Origin of the sequence: Pseudonocardia sp. UM4_GMWB1 (genome assembly GCF_017312155.1) — a bacterium.
Lineage (GTDB): Bacteria > Actinomycetota > Actinomycetes > Mycobacteriales > Pseudonocardiaceae > Pseudonocardia > Pseudonocardia alni.
Window position 1 is genome coordinate 3,264,132 of the sequence record NZ_QJPN01000001.1, and the last position, 15,847, is coordinate 3,279,978.

The 15,847-nt window shown below is 73.6% G+C and carries 15 protein-coding genes; 9 read left to right on the forward strand and 6 right to left on the reverse strand.

Going from position 1 to position 15,847, the window contains the following annotated elements; genetic code table 11:
- Positions 1-65: 65 nt before the first annotated feature.
- Both DMP15_RS15600 and DMP15_RS15605 read right to left on the reverse strand, forming a co-directional pair.
- Positions 66-845, reverse strand: a complete 780-nt coding sequence (locus DMP15_RS15600; protein WP_337826076.1) for a transporter substrate-binding domain-containing protein — start codon at positions 843-845, stop codon at positions 66-68.
- Between the two features lie 11 nt (positions 846-856).
- On the reverse strand, positions 857-1,732 hold the full coding sequence (locus tag DMP15_RS15605; RefSeq protein WP_337826077.1) for a LysR family transcriptional regulator: 876 nt from the start codon (positions 1,730-1,732) through the stop codon (positions 857-859).
- A 79-nt stretch (positions 1,733-1,811) separates the two neighbouring features.
- Between DMP15_RS15605 and DMP15_RS15610 the strand changes: the two genes are divergently transcribed.
- The 4 genes from DMP15_RS15610 to DMP15_RS15625 all read left to right on the forward strand — a co-directional run bounded on the left by DMP15_RS15610 (position 1,812) and on the right by DMP15_RS15625 (position 4,727).
- Positions 1,812-2,804 (forward strand): bile acid:sodium symporter family protein, encoded by a 993-nt coding sequence (locus tag DMP15_RS15610; protein WP_337826078.1) that lies wholly within the window; start codon positions 1,812-1,814, stop codon positions 2,802-2,804.
- Complete coding sequence (locus DMP15_RS15615) at positions 2,801-2,980, forward strand: hypothetical protein (protein WP_337826079.1); 180 nt, start codon at positions 2,801-2,803, stop codon at positions 2,978-2,980. The genes DMP15_RS15610 and DMP15_RS15615 overlap by 4 nt, the downstream gene beginning before the upstream one ends.
- An 88-nt stretch (positions 2,981-3,068) precedes the next feature.
- A complete protein-coding gene (gene mshC, locus DMP15_RS15620) occupies positions 3,069-4,307 on the forward strand; it encodes a cysteine--1-D-myo-inosityl 2-amino-2-deoxy-alpha-D-glucopyranoside ligase (protein ID WP_100877715.1) in 1,239 nt (412 codons plus the stop codon).
- 57 nt (positions 4,308-4,364) lie between these two features.
- A complete protein-coding gene (locus DMP15_RS15625; protein WP_337826080.1) occupies positions 4,365-4,727 on the forward strand; it encodes a DUF2237 family protein in 363 nt (120 codons plus the stop codon).
- A gap of 139 nt (positions 4,728-4,866) precedes the next feature.
- Here the strand turns inward: DMP15_RS15625 and DMP15_RS15630 are convergent, their stop codons facing one another.
- Positions 4,867-6,024, reverse strand: coding sequence for an MFS transporter (locus DMP15_RS15630; RefSeq protein ID WP_073574818.1), 1,158 nt, complete (start codon positions 6,022-6,024; stop codon positions 4,867-4,869).
- Positions 6,025-6,037: 13 nt separating this feature from the next.
- Entirely contained in the window at positions 6,038-6,928 is an 891-nt protein-coding gene (locus DMP15_RS15635; protein WP_062395159.1) for a PAC2 family protein, read from the reverse strand.
- A gap of 138 nt (positions 6,929-7,066) precedes the next feature.
- On the opposite strand from DMP15_RS15635, the gene metH reads away from it, so the two are divergent.
- From metH to hisG, 4 genes are all read left to right on the forward strand, one after another.
- On the forward strand, positions 7,067-10,723 hold the full coding sequence (gene metH, locus DMP15_RS15640) for a methionine synthase (RefSeq protein ID WP_337826699.1): 3,657 nt from the start codon (positions 7,067-7,069) through the stop codon (positions 10,721-10,723).
- Positions 10,716-11,417, forward strand: a complete 702-nt coding sequence (locus DMP15_RS15645; protein ID WP_073574819.1) for an HAD family hydrolase — start codon at positions 10,716-10,718, stop codon at positions 11,415-11,417. The genes metH and DMP15_RS15645 overlap by 8 nt, the downstream gene beginning before the upstream one ends.
- Positions 11,418-11,582: 165 nt before the next feature.
- Positions 11,583-11,846 (forward strand): phosphoribosyl-ATP diphosphatase, encoded by a 264-nt coding sequence (locus DMP15_RS15650; protein WP_062395155.1) that lies wholly within the window; start codon positions 11,583-11,585, stop codon positions 11,844-11,846.
- Between the two features lie 53 nt (positions 11,847-11,899).
- Positions 11,900-12,790 carry an ATP phosphoribosyltransferase gene (gene hisG, locus DMP15_RS15655; protein WP_100877718.1) on the forward strand — a complete coding sequence of 297 codons (891 nt, stop codon included), beginning with the start codon at positions 11,900-11,902 and terminating at the stop codon, positions 12,788-12,790.
- A gap of 101 nt (positions 12,791-12,891) precedes the next feature.
- Here hisG and DMP15_RS15660 read toward each other — a convergent pair whose 3' ends face one another.
- On the reverse strand, positions 12,892-13,737 hold the full coding sequence (locus tag DMP15_RS15660; protein ID WP_337826081.1) for a thioesterase family protein: 846 nt from the start codon (positions 13,735-13,737) through the stop codon (positions 12,892-12,894).
- Positions 13,738-13,744: 7 nt separating this feature from the next.
- Positions 13,745-14,644 carry a RecB family exonuclease gene (locus tag DMP15_RS15665; protein WP_337826082.1) on the reverse strand — a complete coding sequence of 300 codons (900 nt, stop codon included), beginning with the start codon at positions 14,642-14,644 and terminating at the stop codon, positions 13,745-13,747.
- A gap of 362 nt (positions 14,645-15,006) precedes the next feature.
- Here DMP15_RS15665 and DMP15_RS15670 point away from each other — a divergent pair, with 362 nt between their 5' ends.
- Positions 15,007-15,837: a tRNA (adenine-N1)-methyltransferase gene (locus DMP15_RS15670; protein ID WP_337826700.1), complete on the forward strand. Its 831-nt coding sequence runs from the start codon at positions 15,007-15,009 to the stop codon at positions 15,835-15,837.
- Positions 15,838-15,847 lie beyond the last annotated feature (10 nt).

Genomic DNA, 15,847 nt, shown 5'->3' on the forward strand with positions numbered 1-15,847 from the left:
CACACCCGTTCCCCGGCGGCCACACCTGGCGTGACGGGTGTGGCCGCCCGGCAGGGGGTGTGGACTCAGCCGAGCCAGGGGCGGGCGAGGCGGTCCCAGGTGCCGTCGGTGCGCGCCGCGCGCAGCCAGGTGTTCACCCGCTCGGTGAAGGACGGGTCGCCGGCCGGGGTCAGGTAGGCCTTCTCCGACGTGGTGAACGGGGCGTCGGGGTGCACCGCGCAGAGCACCCCGGGGTGCTGTGCGGCCTGCCAGCGGGTCTCGATCGCGTCGGTGACCATCAGGTCCGCGCGGCCGGCCACGATCTCGTCGAAGATCGTGGAGTTGTCCGGGTGGTCCACGAGCGTCGCGCGGGTGAAGGTCTCCCGGGCGAAGCGCTCGTTGGTCCCGCCCGGGTTCACCACGACCCGGACGCCGGGCCGGTCGATGTCGGCGACCGTGCCGTAGCGGGCGACGTCGGGGCAGCGCGCGATCGGCGTCTTGCCGTCGCGCAGGTAGGGCTCGGTGAACACGGCCCGCTCCGCGCGGTCCGGGGTGACCGAGACGCCACCGACGGCGATGTCGCAGCGCCCGGCGACGACGTCGTCGAGCAGGGTCGCCCAGGTCGTGCGGACCAGCTCCGCGCGAGCACCGAGCTCGGCGGCGAGGTCGCGGGCCATGTCGACGTCGATCCCGGACCAGGTGCCGTCCGCGGCCAGTGCGGTCAGCGGCCGGTAGTCCCCGGTGGAGCAGACCCGCAGCACGCGCGACGACGCGACCCGGTCCAGCGTCGGGGACCCCGGTGCGGCGGGCGAACCGCACCCGGCGACCAGCATCGCGAGCAGCAGGACGATCGGCAGGCGGCGCACGGCCCGGGACCCTAGCCGCCGTTCGGGGGTGTCCACGACTCCGGACGGAGGTCTGCGGTGCGGATGCTGCGGACCAGTGCCTCGGCCGGGTCGCTGTGCCGCCGCCCGTGCGCGAGCACCAGCTCGACCGGGCCCAGCTCGGGCAGCCCGGCACGGTCCCCGACGACCTCCAGCCCGTCGGGGACCAGCGTCGCGGCGTGCGCGAGCACACCCAGCCCGGCGAGGGCGGCGGCCCGCAGGCCGGACAGGCTGCCGCTGGTGCAGGCCATCCGCCACGGCCGCCCGACCGCCTCCAGGGCCCCGACGGCGGCGGTGCGCGACAGGCTCGGCGGGGGATAGGCGACGACCGGTACCGGGTCGCCGGGGCCGAGCGGAAGTCCGGGCGCCCCGACCCAGACGAAGCGGTCGCGGCGGACGACCAGCCGGCCGTCGTCGGGGCCGGGGAGACGCTTGGCGAACATCAGGTCCAGTTCCCCGGCGTCGAGGCGGTGTTCGAGCCCGCCGGCCAGACCGACGGTCAGCTCCAGGTCGACCTCGGGGTGGCGGCGGCGGAAGTCCGCGAGCACCGCGGGCAGCCGGGTCAGGACCAGGTCCTCCGACACCCCGAACCGCACCCGGCCGTGCACCCGCGACGCCCGGAAGTGCGCCATCGCCCGGTCACCCGCGTCGAGGATGGTGGCGGCGAACTCCAGCATCGCCTCGCCGTCGACGGTGAGCGACACCGAGTGGGTGTCGCGGTCGAGCAGCGGGCGGCCGACCGTCGCCTCCAGGCGCCGCACGTGCTGGCTCACGGTGGACTGGCCGACTCCGAGCGTGGCGGCGGCCCGGGTGAAGCTGCGGGCACGCGCGACGGCGGCGAACGACCGCAGCTGGACGGGGTCGAGCACCCGGTCATCATAGATCGCGGACACAGTCATGGTGATCAGTCGGTTTCCCGATGGGCGGACGGCTTGCAGGATGGAACCCATGCGAGTCCGTCCCGATCCGTTCCTGGCCTTGCTCCTCGTGACCGTCGGCGTCGCGTCGCTCTTCCCCGCGCGCGGCGCGGCGGTCGGGGTCGTCGACGTCGCCGTCACCGCCGCGATCGCCCTGCTGTTCTTCCTCTACGGCGCCCGCCTCTCCGCCGCCGAGGCGCTGGGCGGGCTGCGGAACTGGCGGCTGCACGGCACCGTCCTGGCGGCGACGTTCGTGCTGTTCCCACTGATCGGCCTGTCGGTGCTGCTGCTGCCGGAGTGGCTGCTGCCCGCGCCGCTCGCCGCCGGCGTCGTGTTCCTGTGCTGTCTGCCGTCGACCGTGCAGTCCTCGATCGCCTTCACCGGCATCGCCCGCGGCAACGTGCCCGCCGCGATCGTCGCGGCGTCGGTGTCGAACGTGCTCGGGGTGGTCCTCACCCCTGTGCTGGCCGCGCTGCTGCTGGCCACCAGCGGCGGGTTCGACGCGTCGAGCTTCGGTGACATCGCGCTCCGCCTGCTGGTGCCCTTCCTCGCCGGGCAGGCCGCACGGCCGCTGATCGGCCGATTCGTGGCCCGGCACAGGAAGCGGCTGTCGCTGGTGGACCGCGGGTCGATCCTGCTCGTCGTCTACGCCGCGTTCAGCGAGGGCGTCGTCGCCGGGATCTGGGGACGGCTCACCCCGGTCTCGCTGCTCGTGCTGCTCGGGATCTGCCTGGTGCTGCTCGCACTGGTGCTCGTGGTGACCTCGCTCGGGGCCCGCGCGCTCGGTTTCGACGACGCCGACCGCATCGCCATCGTGTTCTGCGGGTCGAAGAAGTCGCTGGCCAGCGGGCTCCCGATCGCCGGCGTACTGTTCGGCGGCCCCGCCGGGGCGTTGGTGGTGCTGCCGCTCATGCTGTTCCACCAGATCCAGCTGATGGCGTGCGCGATGATCGCCGACCGGGTCGGCCGGCGCCGCGCGGCGCTCGACACCGACCGGGCCGCCGGAGCACCATCGCGGGCGTGACGCCGACCGCCTGCCGTCTCTGCGGCGCCCCCGGTCCCGACGACGCCGGGGACGCCGCCGTCGCGGGCTGGGTGACCGGCCGCGACGAGCGCGGCCGCGACGGCCGGCTGTGCCCGACCTGCGCACGCCGGCACGTCCGCGACATCGAGGCCAAGCTCGACGTCGAGTGGTGGTGACCGGCACCCCGTCCCGCACCGGAATCTGCGACGGACGCCGCGCGTTCGCATGCGTGACCGCTTCCGAGAGCTAGGTAGGTTTGACCGCATGGAGACCTGGGCCCCGACCGACGTCCCGGCACTGGAGGGCAGCGGCCCGCCGCTGCGCCTGCACGACACCGCCACCGGCCGGGTCCGGCCCACGGCGCCGGGCCCGGTCGCGACGATGTACGTCTGCGGGATCACCCCCTACGACGCGACCCACCTCGGCCACGCCGCCACCTACCTGACGTTCGACCTGGTCAACCGCTACTGGCGCGACCTCGGCCACGACGTGCACTACGTCCAGAACGTCACCGACATCGACGAGCCGCTGCTGGAGCGCGCCGAGCGCGACCAGGACGACTGGGTCGTGCTGGGCCTGCGCGAGACCGCCCTGTTCCGCGAGGACATGGAGGCGCTGCGCGTTCTGCCGCCCCGCCAGTTCGTCGGTGCCGTCGAGGCGATCCCCGAGATCGCCGAGCTGGTCGAGAAGCTCGTCGCCGCCGGCGCGGCCTACCGGATCGACGACCCGGAGTACCCCGACGTCTACCACGACGTGACCGCCACCGGGCACTTCGGCTACGAGTCGAACTACGACCTCGACACCATGCTGAGGTTCTCCGCCGAGCGCGGCGGCGACCCGGACCGGCCGGGCAAGCGCAACCGGCTCGACCCGCTGCTGTGGCGCACCGCGCGCCCCGGCGAGCCCGCCTGGGACTCCGGCCTCGGCCGCGGCCGCCCCGGCTGGCACGTGGAGTGCGCCGCGATCGGCCTGAACCGGCTCGGCCCGCAGATCGACCTCAACGGCGGCGGCTCGGACCTGATCTTCCCGCACCACGAGTGCGGCGCCCTGCACACCGAGTCCCTCACCGGTGAGCACCCGTTCGCCCGGCACTACGTGCACACCGGCATGATCGGCCTCGACGGCGAGAAGATGTCGAAGTCCAAGGGCAACCTGGTCTTCGTCTCCAAGCTGCGCAACGCCCGCGTCGACCCGAACGTCATCCGGGTCGCCCTGCTCGACGGGCACTACCGCACCGACCGGTCCTGGACCGACGAGGTGCACGCGAAGGGCGACCGACGGGTGACCCGCTGGCGCGAGGCCGTCGGCCTCGACGCCGGGCCGGACGCGGCCGAGCTGGTCGCGAAGCTGCGGACCCACCTCGCCGACGACCTCGACACCCCCGGTGCGCTCGCCGCCGTCGACGCCTGGGCCGAGGAGGCGCTCACCCGCCGCGGTACCGACACCGCGGCCCCGCAGCAGGTGCGCACCGCGCTGGATGCGCTGCTCGGCGTGAACCTGTAGCCGGTCCGGTACCCGTCCCGACCGGCAGGGCGGGCGCCCGGCCGGGAGACTCCACGGATGGCCCTCAACGTGCTGGGCGGTGAGCTGGAGACCTGCGGGACCGATCCGGTCACCGGCTTCTACCGCAACGGATGCTGCGACACCGGGGGCGAGGACGCGGGCGTGCACACCGTCTGCGCCCGCGTCACCGCCGAGTTCCTCGACTTCTCCCGCGAGCAGGGCAACGACCTGACGACCCCGAACCCGCGGTTCGGGTTCCCCGGCCTGGTGCCGGGGGACCGGTGGTGCCTGTGCGCGAGCCGCTGGGCCGAGGCGCTGCGGGAGGGCGCCGCACCGCCGGTGGTGCTCGAGGCGACGCACGCCCGCACCCTCGAGTGGGTCGACCTCGACGACCTGCGGGCGCACGCCGCGCGGCACTGACCGGCTCGCCCGGTCAGGTGCCGAGACCCGCCGCGCGTGCCCGGCCCGCGGCGTCGACCCGGTGCGCCACATCCGGGTCCCGGCCGGGAGGGTCGGTCCGTCCGGGCCCGTCGGGACGATCGCTGCGTCCCGGGCCGGGTCAGGACGGTTCCGGGGGCCCGGATCCGTCCGGGCGGCGCCGGGTGCGGACCCCGGTGAGCACCGTCGGCACCCCCGCGGCGAGCAGCGCCGCCGGCACGAGGAATCCCGCCAGCGGATCTGCGTGGTAGACGGGCGTGACCACCACCGGCGACGCCGCGGTCCCGGCGAAGCGCACCGCCTGCACCACCGACACCGCGCCGCCGCTGTTCGGTCTGCCCGACCCCAGGACCAGGGCGTTCACCCCGACGAGGATCAGCTGGCTGCAGATCCCGCCCAGTGCCCAGAGCGCCACGACGACGCCCAGCACCGGCACGGCGCCGATCAGGGCGACCAGCACCCCGCCGCCGATCGCGCCGGTCAGGACGCAGCGCCGCGGCCCGACCCGGTCCACCGCGCCACCGATCAGCCGAGCGGTGAGGATCCCGGCGATGCCGAGCGCGGTCAGCACCAGCCCACGCGGCCCGGCACCGAGCCCGAAGAACTCCTCCAGCCGCAGCGCGAGCAGGAAGTTGAGCCCGGCGAGACAGCCCCAGCCCAGCCCGGCGACGAGCCCCAGCCGCAGCACCGGCCCGGTCCAGGCCGACCGCAGCCGGGGGCGTTCCCCGGCGTGCCCCCGGGACTCGCCGGACGGGATGCCCACGACGGCGAGCAGCAGAGCCACGGCGGCGGCTCCGCCGAACGCCAGCCGCCAGTCCACCTCGGCGCCCAGCCCGCCCACCAGCGGCGCCGAGGTCTGCCCGGCCGCCTGCAGCGACCCGAACCAGCCCAGCGCCCGGCCGAGCCGGTCCGGCTCCACCGCGGCGGCCAGCGCCGCCAGCAGAACCGGGGTGGTGAACGCGTTCGCGACACCCTGCAGCGCCCGCCCGGCCAGGAAGACCGGCCAGGACACCGCCAGCACGCAGGCCAGCGAGGCGACGACGTAGAGCGCGTACCCGGCGACGACGGTGCGTCCCCGTCCCCAGCGGTCTCCGAGGGTGCCCGAGACGAGCATGACCCCGGCGAACGGCAGCAGGTACGCGGTGATCGACACCGACGCCGTCGCCGTCGGGACGCCGAAGTCGGCGCCCAGCTCCGGCAGCATCGCCGCGGTCAGGCCACCGCCGAAGGGCCCGAGGAAGGCGCCCAGGTACAGCGCCGCCCGGCGCAGCGCCACCACGAGCCGCGGCCCGTCAGGAGTTGGGGCCGCGGCGGCGCAGGTAGCGCTCGAAGTCCGCCGCGATGGAGTCCCCGGAGGTCTCGCGCAGCTCGGTGCGGGCCTCCTCGTCGTCGGACTCCGAGGCCTGCTCCTCCAGCTGGCGCACGTACTCGCGGACCTCGTCGTCGGCGTCGGCCATCTCCGACACGGTCCGCTCCCACTCCTCGGCCTTCTCCGGCAGGACGCCGAGCGGCACCTCGACGTCGAGGGACTCCTCGATCCGGTGCAGCAGCGCGACCGCGGCCTTCGGGACCTGGGCCTGCGAGACGTAGTGCGGCACCTCGGCCCAGTAGGAGACGGCCGGGATGCCGGCCTGCACGCAGGCCTGCTGGAAGACCGCGACGATCCCGGTCGGGCCCTCGTAGTTCGACGGCTCGGTGCCCATCGCCTTCTGCGACTCCGCGTCCCAGGAGGTGCCGTTCACCGGCGTCGGTCGGGTGTGCGGGACCTCGGTGAGCAGGGCTCCCAATGTGATGACCTTCGTCACGCCGAGACGCTCCGCGTGGCCCACCAGTTCCGCGCAGAACGTCTTCCAGCGCAGGTTCGGCTCGATCCCGTTCACCAGGACGACATGCCGGTCGGTGCCCGGCAGCGTCGCCCACGACAGCCGCGTGGTCTGCCACTCGATCCGCCGGGTGACGCCGTCGGAGAGCTTGACGTGCGGGCGCGTGACCTGGAAGTCGTAGTATTCCTCGGGATCGATCGAGGTCAGAGGCTTCGCGTCCCAGCTGAGCTCGAGGTGCTCCAGCGCGGTGCTCGCGGCCTCACCGGCGTCGTTCCAGCCCTCGAACGCCGCGATGAGGACCGGGTCGACCAGGTGCGGAGTGCTGTCGCCGCCCGTGGTGCTCGGCTCTCGGTCGGTCATCGCCCCAGCCTACGACCCCGCGGGCGCACGGCCGGGTTCCCTCCCCGTCACCAGGTACCGTGGTTGATCGTGTCAGCTACGACGGGAGCGGATCACTCGGTGGGCATCTCTTCGGACGACCACAGCACGACCCGCCCGATCGACCCCGAACGGGTCGATCGAGCGGCCCGGCGGACCGAGCAGCTGACGGAGCTGCTGGGTCGGCGCATCGGCGTCATCGACGGGGCGTGGGGCACCGTCATCCAGGGCCTCGGCCTGACCCCGGAGGACTACTCCGCGGACTGGCTGCACGGCCACCCCAAGGACACCAACGGCGACCCGGACCTGCTCAACCTCACCCGTCCGGACCTGATCCTCCAGGCGCACCGCAACTACTTCGACGCGGGCGCCGACCTGACGACGACCAACACCTTCACCGCGACCACGATCGGCCAGGCGGACTACGGCCTGGAGTCGAAGGTCGACGAGATGAACGTGGCCGCGGCGCGGCTGGCCCGCGAGGCCGCCGACGAGGCCGAGAAGGCCACCGGCGAGCCCAAGTGGGTGGCCGGCTCCATCGGTCCGCTGAACGTCACGCTGTCGCTGTCGCCGAAGGTCGACGACCCCGCCTACCGTGCGGTGTCCTACGAGCAGGTCTACGACTCCTACGCCCAGCAGATCGCCGCGCTGGACTCCGGCGGCGTCGACGTCCTGCTGATCGAGACCATCTTCGACACGTTGAACTCGAAAGCCGCGTTGCAGGCCGCGCACGACGTCGCCCCGCACCTTCCGGTGTGGATCTCGGTGACCATCGTCGACCGCTCCGGGCGCACCCTGTCCGGGCAGACCGTCGACGCGTTCTGGACCTCCGTGCGCCACGCCGCGCCGCTCGTCGTCGGGCTGAACTGCGCGCTGGGCGCCGACGAGATGCGCCCGCACGCCGTCGCGCTCGCCGAGATCAGCGACGCGTTCGTCGCGACCTACCCCAACGCGGGCCTGCCGAACGCCTTCGGCGGCTACGACGAGACCCCCGAGCAGACCGCGGACTTCCTCAAGGAGTTCGCCGAGTCCGGGCTGGTGAACATCGTCGGCGGCTGCTGCGGCACCGGGCCGGAGCACATCCGCCACATCGCCGACCGGGTCAAGGGGCTGCCGCCGCGGGTGCCGACCGAGGCCCCGCAGCGCACCCGCTTCTCCGGCCTGGAGCGCTTCGAGATCGGCCCCGACACCGGGTTCGTGATGATCGGTGAGCGGACCAACGTCACCGGCTCCAAGCGGTTCCGCAGGCTCATCGAGTCGAAGGACTACAACGGCGCGCTCGACGTCGCGCTGGACATGGTCCGCGGCGGCGCGAACATGCTCGACGTCAACATGGACGCCGACCTGCTCGAGTCCGCCGACGAGATGCGCACCTTCCTCAACCTGCTGGCCACCGAGCCCGAGGTCGCCCGACTGCCGATCATGATCGACAGCTCGCGGTGGTCGGTGATCGAGGCGGGCCTGCAGTGCGTGCAGGGCAAGGGCGTCGTCAACTCGATCAGCCTCAAGGAGGGCGAGGAGCCCTTCCTGGAGCAGGCCCGCAAGGTCAAGGCCTACGGCGCGGGCGTGGTGGTCATGGCCTTCGACGAGACCGGCCAGGCCGACACCGCCGACCGCAAGGTCGAGATCTGCGGCCGCGCCTACGACCTGCTCGTCGAGAAGGCCGGGCTCGACCCGCACGACATCATCTTCGACCCGAACATCCTCGCCATCGCCACCGGCATGGAGGAGCACAACGACTACGCGAAGGACTTCATCGAGGCCTGCCCGCGGATCAAGGAGCGCTGCCCCGGCGCCCACATCTCCGGTGGTGTCTCGAACCTGTCCTTCGCCTTCCGCGGCAACAACGTCGTCCGCGAGGCCATGGACTCGGCCTTCCTGTTCCACGCCATCAAGGCCGGCCTGGACATGGGGATCGTCAACGCCGGCCAGCTCGCGGTCTACCAGGACATCCCGGCCGACCTGCTCGAGATGGTCGAGGACGTCCTGTTCAACCGCCGCCCCGACGCCACCGACCGGCTCGTGGAGAACGCCGACCGGTTCAAGGGCGAGGGCACCCAGCGCAAGGTCGACCTGTCCTGGCGGGAGGCCGACGTCCGCGCCCGCCTGTCGCACGCGCTCGTGCACGGCATCGTCGACTTCGTCGAGGCCGACACCGAGGAGGCCCGCGCGCAGGCCACGCGGCCGCTCGACGTCATCGAGGGCCCGCTGATGGACGGCATGAAGGTCGTCGGCGACCTGTTCGGCGACGGCAAGATGTTCCTGCCCCAGGTCGTGAAGTCCGCCCGCGTCATGAAGCGCGCCGTCGCCTACCTCGAGCCCTTCATGGAGAAGGAGAAGGAGGAGGCCAAGGCCCGCGGCGAGATCGACGCCCGCGGGCACGGCAAGGTCGTCATGGCCACGGTCAAGGGCGACGTGCACGACATCGGCAAGAACATCGTCGGGGTCGTGCTGGGCTGCAACAGCTACGAGGTCATCGACCTCGGCGTGATGGTGCCCGCGCAGACCATCCTCGACACCGCCGTCGCCGAGGGCGCCGACGTCGTCGGGTTGTCCGGCCTGATCACCCCCTCGCTCGACGAGATGGTGAGCGTGGCCACCGAGATGGAGCGGCGCGGCCTGAAGCTGCCGCTGCTCATCGGCGGGGCCACGACCTCCCGCCAGCACACCGCGGTGAAGATCGCCCAGCAGTACCAGGGCGACGTCCTGCACGTCCTGGACGCCTCCCGGGTCGTCGGGGTCGTGTCGGACCTGCTCGACGACGACCGCGCCGAGGTCCTGTCCCGGCGCAACGACGCCGACCAGCAGCGGCTGCGCGAGCAGCACGAGGGCCGGCAGGCCAAGCCGCTGCTGCCCTTCGCCGACGCCGTCGCCAACCGCGAGAGCATCGACTTCGGTGAGCTGCCCGTCCCCGAGTTCACCGGGGTCCGCCCGTGCGAGCCCACGATCGCCGAACTCCGCGAGCTGATCGACTGGCAGTTCCTGTTCCTGGCCTGGGAGCTGAAGGGCAAGTTCCCGCAGATCCTGAACTCGCCCGTCGCCAAGGAGCTCTACGACGACGCCAACGCGCTGCTCGACCAGATCATCGCCGAGGACCGGTTCACCGCCCGCGGCGTCTACGGCTTCTGGCCGGCCCGCGCCGAGGGCGAGGACATCGTGATCTCCCCCGACGGCGGTGACGTGCGGCTGCCGATGCTGCGCCAGCAGACCGTCAAGCCGAAGGGGCGGGCCAACCGCAGCCTCGCCGACTACGTGGCGCCCGACGGGGACCACCTCGGCGCGTTCGCGGTGTCCATCCACGGCGCCGAGGACATGGCCGCCGAGTTCGAGACCGCGCTCGACGACTACAAGGCGATCATGGTGAAGGCGCTGGCCGACCGGCTCGCCGAGGCCTTCGCCGAGTACGCCCACCGGCAGGCCCGCCGCGAGTGGTTCGAGCCCGACGCGAACCAGGCCGTCGAGGACCTGCACGCCGAGCGGTTCCGGGGCCTCCGTCCCGCGTTCGGCTACCCGGCCTGCCCGGACCACACGCTCAAGCGGCCGCTGTTCGACCTGCTGGGCGCCGAGGAGACCGGCGTGGGGCTCACCGAGTCCTTCGCCATGACCCCGGCGGCCGCGGTCAGCGGCATGATGTTCGCCCACCCGGAGTCGCGGTACTTCACCGTCGGCCGGATCGGGTCCGACCAGGTCGCCGACTACGCCGGCCGGCTCGGCGTGGACGTCGCCGTCGTCGAGAAGTGGCTGCGCCCGAACCTGGGGTACACCCCCGATGCCTGAGCCGACGACGACCCGGCCCGCGGGCGTGCTGCTGGACATGGACGGCACGCTGATCGACTCGGAGAAGGTGTGGGAGGTCGCCCTCAACGACCTCATGAAGCACCTCGGCGCCCCGGAGCTGAGCCTCGAGGCCCGGCTGGAGTCCGTCGGCGGCTCGCTCGACTCGTCGCTGCGGATCTGCTTCCGGGAGGCCGGGCGCGACCCCGGCACGATCCCCGCCGACGAGTACCGCGAGACCGGCGAGTGGCTCTACGACCGCGCCGGGGAGCTGTTCTCCCACGGCGTGCCGTGGCGGCCCGGTGCCCGGGAGCTGCTCGGCGCCCTGCGCGAGGCGGGCATCCCGACCGCGCTCGTCACCAACACCATCCGGGTGCTGGTGGAGCGGGCGCTGGGGACCCTGGGCCGGGAGCACTTCGCCGCCGTCGTGCCCGGCGACGAGGTGCGCGAGCCCAAGCCGCAGCCCGAGCCCTATCGGCGCGGCGCCGAGCTGCTCGGGGTCGAACCGCGCGACTGCGTCGCGGTGGAGGACTCGCCGACGGGTGCGCTGTCGGCCGAGCGGGCCGGCTGCGCGGTGCTGGTGGTGCCCTGTGAGCTCGAGGTGCCCGCCGGTCCGCGCCGGGTGCTGCGCGAGACCCTCGCCGGGATCGGGCCGGCCGAGCTCGGGGCGGTCCTCGCGGAGGTCCGGGCCCGCTGAACGGCCCAAGGGCCGGTGTGAGCGGGCCGTTCGCGGCGACGAGCGGCACCCCGACCTGGTCTTGCTCACTCCGGGTGAACCATCCGGCGCGGTCCGTTGCCCACACGGCTTACCGCCCCGGATGCGCCCGGCGTGCGGCGTGGGTCACCGTTCACACTGGTACCCGTGAAGACATTCGACGACTTGTTCGCCGAGCTGCAGGCCAAGGCCCAGGAGCGGCCGGCCGGTTCGGGGACCGTCGCCGCGCTGGACGCCGGGGTGCACGCCCAGGGCAAGAAGGTGCTCGAGGAGGCCGGTGAGGTCTGGATCGCCGCCGAGTACCAGGGCGACGACGAGCTGGCCGAGGAGATCTCGCAGCTGCTGTACCGGCTGCAGGTGATCATGCTCCAGCGGGGGCTCACCCTCGAGGACGTGTACAAGCATCTGTAGGTCGACCCGACCCACCGACACCACCACCGACGACGACCGTCAGGAGAGCGGAAATGCTCCGCGTGGCACTGCCGAACAAGGGCACCCTGGCCGAGCCCGCCGCGACGATGATGCGCGAGGCGGGGTACCGCCAGCGGACCGACTCGCGCGACCTCAGCGTGGTCGACGACGAGAACGAGATCGAGTTCTTCTACCTGCGGCCGAAGGACATCGCGACCTACGTCGGCAAGGGTGACCTGCATCTGGGCGTCACCGGCTTCGACCTCATGGAGGAGTCGGGCAGCCAGACCCAGGAGATCATCCCGCTCGGCTTCGGCAAGTCGCGGTTCCACTTCGCGGCCCCGGCCGACGCCGACTGGAAGATCGAGGACCTCGACGGCCGCAAGATCGCGACGTCCTACCCCCGTCTGGTCCGCTCGTACCTCTCCGGCAAGCGGATCGGCGCGGAGATCGTGAAGCTCGACGGCGCGGTGGAGATCTCCATCCAGCTGGGTCTGGCCGACGCGATCGCCGACGTCGTGTCCTCCGGGCGCACGTTGCGCCAGCACGGTCTGCAGATCATCGGCGAGGCCATCGCCACCTCGCAGGCCACGCTCATCGAGCGGGAGAAGCGGCACGACCGCGCCGAGGACGCCGAGACCACCCGCCTGAAGAAGGTCTTCGCCGACCGGCTGCAGGGCGTCGTCGTGGCCCGCGAGTACCTGATGATGGACTTCGACTGCCCGGAGGGGCTGCTGGAGGCCGTGGAGAAGGTCGCACCGGGCCTGCAGGCGCCGACGGTCTCGCCGCTGTCGAAGAAGGGCTGGGTCGCGGTCCGCACGATGGTGCGCACCAAGGACACGAACCGCGTGATGGACAAGCTCGCCGACATCGGCGCCACCGCGATCCTCACGTCGGAGATCCGGTCCTGCCGCGCGATGACGGTCAACGGCCACGGCCACTGAGCCCCCCCGTCCGACGTCCGTTCCCCCCACGGCGGCCCGCCCCGGTGACTCCGGTGGCGGGCCGCCGTCGTGCGGCCGGGGCGGTGCCGGCGGCCGTACGGCTAGCGGGCCCGGACGGTCAGGGCCTGGGCGATCCGGCCGGTGTGCCCGTCGTCGTCGAACAGGGTGGCCGAGCAGGTGCCCAGCCCGTCCGGCCCGACGACGGTCGCGGCGTCGACGCCGATCCACCCGCCGGCCGGGGCCCGGTGCAGGTGCACCGTCAGCTCGGTGTTGACGAACAACCAGCGCGTCACGTCCAGCGGTGCGGCGAGCCCGTTCGCACAGTCCGCGGCGACCATCAGTCGCTGCGCCGGGCTCGGATCCTCACCCTCGACGAGCGGGACCCGCATCCGGATCCAGCCGCGCCCCGGGCCCTCGTCGCCGAGGCTGCCCCCGTCGAGCCAGGCCCACTCGATCGCGTCGAGGAACCCGGGCAGCCAGCCGTCCGGCCGCTCGGTGCGCACGACGGCGGCGTCCCGCCCGGGCAGCGCGGCTGCCTGCCCCTGCGCGACGACGGCGGTGTCGGACGAGGCGAGCCGCCAGGCCCGGGCCCGGAGCACGTCCCGGTCACCGGCGCGCATCGTCGCCGACAGCAGCTCGATCGTCCGCCCGGGCCGCTCGACGCCCGCGGTGACCGTGACCGGCCCGGCGGGCACCGCCCCGAGCACCTCGACGGTGACGCGGGCGATCCGCCACCCCGCCTCGGCGCCGCCGGGGCGGGACTCGGGCAGCCGTTCGAGGGCGCGGACCAGCAGCGCCGAGGGCGGGCCCATGTGCTGGGCGTCGGCGAACCAGGGGCCGGTCGTCGACGGCGTCGCCTCGAAGGCGGCGTGGGTGACGCCGTCGGCGGTCTGCTCGCCGCGGGGCAGGTAGAACGGGCCGGGCGGGATAGGGGGCGGTGCGCTCACCCGTCGATCATGCCGCGCCGCCCGGCCAGCCGGGATACGGCGGGGGAGTACCGCCCCACGCGGGGCAGTGGGCCTTGTGGTCGCAGGTGCGGCAGGCCGGGCCGGTGCGGGGCCGGAAGTCCCCGGTGGGGGCGGCGAGCCGGATGGCGGTCCACACCGCCTCGAGCAGGCGCCCGAAGCGGGTGAGCTCCTCGGCGTCGGGCCGGTAGGTCAGGGCGGTGCCGTCGGCCAGGTAGAGCAGGCGCAGCTCGTCGGGGACGCGGCCGTGGGTCAGCAGGACGGCCAGTGCGTAGAACTTGAGCTGGAACAGCACGCCGGACTCGTAGCCCTCGCCGGGCGTCGCGCCGGTCTTGTAGTCGACCACCCGCAGCCCGTCGGGACCGTCGTCGAGCCGGTCCAGGATGCCGCGAAGCGGCACCGGCGCCGCGTCGCCGGCGCCGGGCAGGGCCGCCTCGATGCGGGTCTCCACCGCCGTCGCGGAGACGCCGGCCGGGTCCTCCAGGGCGAAGTAGCGGTCGAGCAGCGCGGAGGCCGAGTCCAGCCAGAGCGCGAGCTGCGGGTCCTCCGGGCCGCTGAACAGCGCCGCCGCGGCGGGCTCCGCGGCCGCGAGGTCGTCCCAGCAGGGGCCGAGCAGCTCCCGCGCGGCCTGCGGGGTCCGGTCGGCCGGGTCCCGGGCGAACAGCCGCTCCAGCACCGCGTGCACCAGTGTCCCGCGGACCTGCGCCTGCGACGGCGGCTCCGGGAGCCGGTCGACGGCACGGAACCGGTAGAGCAGTGGGCAGCGGCGGAAGTCCGCCGCACGCGACGGGGACAGGGCGGGGGGACGCCGGGGTGCCGCGACGGGTACGGGGATGACCGTGGGGCCCGGTGCGGCCGGGCCGGGCTCGTCGGCGGGGGCGGCGGTCATGGCGGCAGGCTAGCCGCGACCCCCGACGGTTCCGGGCGCCCCGGGGAGCCCACGTGCCCCGGCGTCGGGGCCGGGGGCGCGCGCGGATAGCGTCGTCGCCCGTGCACGACGCCCCGACGCCCGACGCGCCGACCGAGTCCGCGCCCCTCGACAGCCCGCACGCCGAGGAGCCCGTCGACGCGGACCTCGTCGACGGGGAGCCCGTCGACCCGGAGATCCCTGACACCGTGCCCGCCGCCGCCGAGCCTGCCGACACCGGGTCCACCGACACCGGGACGGCCGACAGTGGCACGCCCGACAGCGGGACCGCCGAGACCGGATCCGCCCCTACGGGGACCGCCGGGACCGAGCCGGCCACCTGGGTGCCCCCGCGCCGCGGCGGGCCGTTCCGCGAGGGCGACCGGGTGCAGCTCACCGACCCCAAGGGGCGCCGCTACACCGTCGTACTCCAGGCCGGCGGGGCGTACCACACCCACCGCGGCCAGATCGACCACGACGACATCATCGGCTCGCCCGAGGGCGGGCTCGTGCACTCCGCGGCGAACACGCCGTACCTGACCATGCGTCCCCGCCTGGCCGACTACGTGCTGTCGATGCCCCGCGGCGCCCAGGTGATCTACCCCAAGGACTCCGCGCAGATCCTCATGTGGGGCGACGTGTTCCCCGGCGCGCGGGTACTGGAGGCCGGCGCCGGGTCCGGCGCGCTGACCTGCTCGCTGCTGCAGGCCGTCGGGCCGACCGGCAAGGTGGTCTCCTACGAGGTCCGCGACGACCACGCCCCGCACGCGGTCACCAACGTCGAGACCTTCTTCGGCCACCGGCCCCCGCACTGGGAGCTGACCGTCGGTGACGTCAGGCAGCACCGCGGCGAGGTCGACCGGGTCGTGCTGGACATGCTCTCGCCGTGGGACGTGCTCGACACCGTCCGCGACTGCCTGGTGCCGGGCGGGATCCTCGTCGGCTACGTCGCGACCACCACCCAGCTGTCGGTGCTCACCGAGGCGCTGCGGGAGATGCAGTGCTGGACCGAGCCCGAGTCCTGGGAGGCGATGGTCCGCCCCTGGCACGTGGTGGGTCTGGCCGTCCGTCCGGAGCATCGGATGATCGCCCATACGGCCTTCCTGCTGACCACCCGGCGGCTCGCCGACGGCGTCACGCCGCCCCGGCAGCAGCGACGGCCGACCGGCCGCTGATCCGGGCGTT